The 2047-nt window shown below is 42.5% G+C and carries 2 protein-coding genes, 1 tRNA gene and 1 pseudogene; 1 reads left to right on the top strand and 3 read right to left on the bottom strand.

Going from position 1 to position 2047, the window contains the following annotated elements:
• Nucleotides 1-794, top strand: a 794-nt coding sequence (locus J536_RS23955; protein ID WP_032064141.1) for a hypothetical protein, incomplete at its 5' end; no start/stop codon positions are given.
• Nucleotides 795-885: 91 nt separating this feature from the next.
• On the opposite strand, the gene J536_RS23960 is transcribed toward J536_RS23955, so the two are convergent.
• The 3 genes and pseudogenes from J536_RS23960 to J536_RS23970 all read right to left on the bottom strand — a co-directional run.
• A tRNA-Glu gene (locus J536_RS23960) sits at nucleotides 886-961 on the bottom strand.
• A gap of 18 nt (nucleotides 962-979) precedes the next feature.
• On the bottom strand, nucleotides 980-1642 hold the full coding sequence (rnt, locus tag J536_RS23965) for a ribonuclease T (protein WP_002117536.1): 663 nt from the start codon (nucleotides 1640-1642) through the stop codon (nucleotides 980-982).
• A pseudogene (locus J536_RS23970) lies at nucleotides 1627-2047 on the bottom strand (dihydroorotase); the annotation flags it as partial. The pseudogene J536_RS23970 and the gene rnt, both read right to left, overlap by 16 nt.

The following is a 2047-nucleotide window of genomic DNA, read 5'->3' on the forward strand; positions in this document are numbered from 1 at the left end:
GTAATATTGCAGAGGTTGCTGATGCTGCTTTGGACGCACTCGATCAAGTAACTACTCATACACGACGTGGAGTTGTCGGAATGACAAATCTGGCAGCAGGTACTGTAAGAGATATGGTGTCTGAAACCAGTGAAACAGCACGCCAAGTCGCGTTGATTATGGCGCGAACTTTTTTGGGCAAAAGTACCTTAACGTTGTACTTACCCGAAATGTTATTAAATAATCAAATTCGTAAGCGCATTGATCGCTCCGAAATTGATGATATTAAAATTAAATGCGGCAATGACAGTTTCCAAGTCGAGATCGATGGGCATTATCATCGCTTCATGTATCGTTTGAGTTTAGATTTTAAAGTATTGGAATGTCGTATTGGGCAGGAAAAATTCTTACGTTTGCGACAAATGGATGAAAGTCTTGATGTTCAGATTCGACATGGCGGCACCTTGTCAAATTGGGCTGTGCGCCGTATTGGTCGAGTTGGTTTCGAAGTCGTAAATATGTTGCCTATTCCATCACTCATTAATCACTTGATTGGCGATATTCCCGGAATCCAACGCGATGGGCATCGCATGTGGTTTATTGACCTAGAGCAAGCAGGATTTATTGACTTTATTAACAACCGTTCATGGATGGTTGAAAAGCTTTTAAGTTTGACTGATTTTAGTATTTTACCGGGCTTGAATATTTTGAGAGAAAGTCGTGAGCTTGTGCAGCAGCTCGTAGATCAGTTTGAAATTAGAGGACTACGAGTGCAGTCAGGTCGCCTTGAAGTACAAGTGGGAATTGCGGGTTGAGAGAGCATATGAAAAGCTAATCATTGATTAGCTTTTCATTTTTTTAGGCAAGAAAAAAGCCACTGACGTTATGCAGTGGCTTTTTAGAATTTGGCGTCCCTACGGGGATTCGAACCCCGGTTACCGCCGTGAAAGGGCGATGTCCTAGGCCTCTAGACGATAGGGACGTTGAGGATGGCGGTATCTTAAGAAGCCGCCACCAAACTGTCAAGGAGGTAAGGTGACAGTTTGTTCAAAATATAGCAAAACAGTTCAGCAGTCTTCTGAGTATCGTACAAAGCAGAGTGTGCTTCTTTGCCATCGAACTCAATTCCAGCTTGAATACACGCTTTCGCAAGCACAGTTTGTCCAAACATAACAGCACTTAAAGTAACAGTATCCATCACTGAAAAACTATGAAATGGGTTTTGGTTTTTTGTACTTGTACGCGCAATTGCTGCTTGTACAAAACCAAGGTCAAAATGCGCATTGTGGCCCACTAAGACTGCATGTGTACAATGTTGCTGTTTGCGGACTTCATTCACCGATTTAAAAATACGGCGTAATGCAGTACGCTCATCTTCAGCCATTGCAATACGCATTGGATTGAATGGATCAATACCAATAAAGTCTAGCGAACGACGATCGAGATTAGCCCCTTCAAACGGGTTAATATGTGCATGAAATGCTGGACCAGGGACAAATTGTCCCTGAGCATCATACACAATTGGAATGCACGCAATTTCTAGCAATGCATCTGTCTGGGCATTAAAACCTGCCGTTTCAACGTCAACAACAACAGGTAAGAAGCCACGAAAACGTTGGCCAATGACCGGGACAGAGGTTTCTTGTGTCACACTTTTCTCCATTGCAGCGTTTTCCCGGCATGCAGCGGGATAATTTTTTGATCATCTAAATAATCAAAAGATTCTGGAACGAGGTTATCTTCTTTTACCAAAGTAATGGTAGAAGTATTACGTGGTAGGCCGTAGAAGTCTGCACCAAAGTGGCTAGCAAAACCTTCTAAACGTTCTAGTTTACCTACTTGATCAAATGCTTGAGCATAAAGTTCAATTGCATTAGGCGCACTATAACAGCCCGCACAGCCACACGCATTTTCTTTTGCATTTTGCGAGTGAGGAGCACTATCTGTACCCAAGAAAAATTTAGGGTTACCGCTCGTTGCAACTTCAAGCAAAGTGGTCTGGTGAGTTTGACGCTTTAAAATTGGTAAGCAATAGAAATGCGGTTTAATACCACCAACCAACATATCA

Source organism: Acinetobacter sp. 809848, assembly GCF_000581275.1.
GTDB classification, from domain to species: Bacteria; Pseudomonadota; Gammaproteobacteria; order Pseudomonadales; family Moraxellaceae; genus Acinetobacter; species Acinetobacter pittii.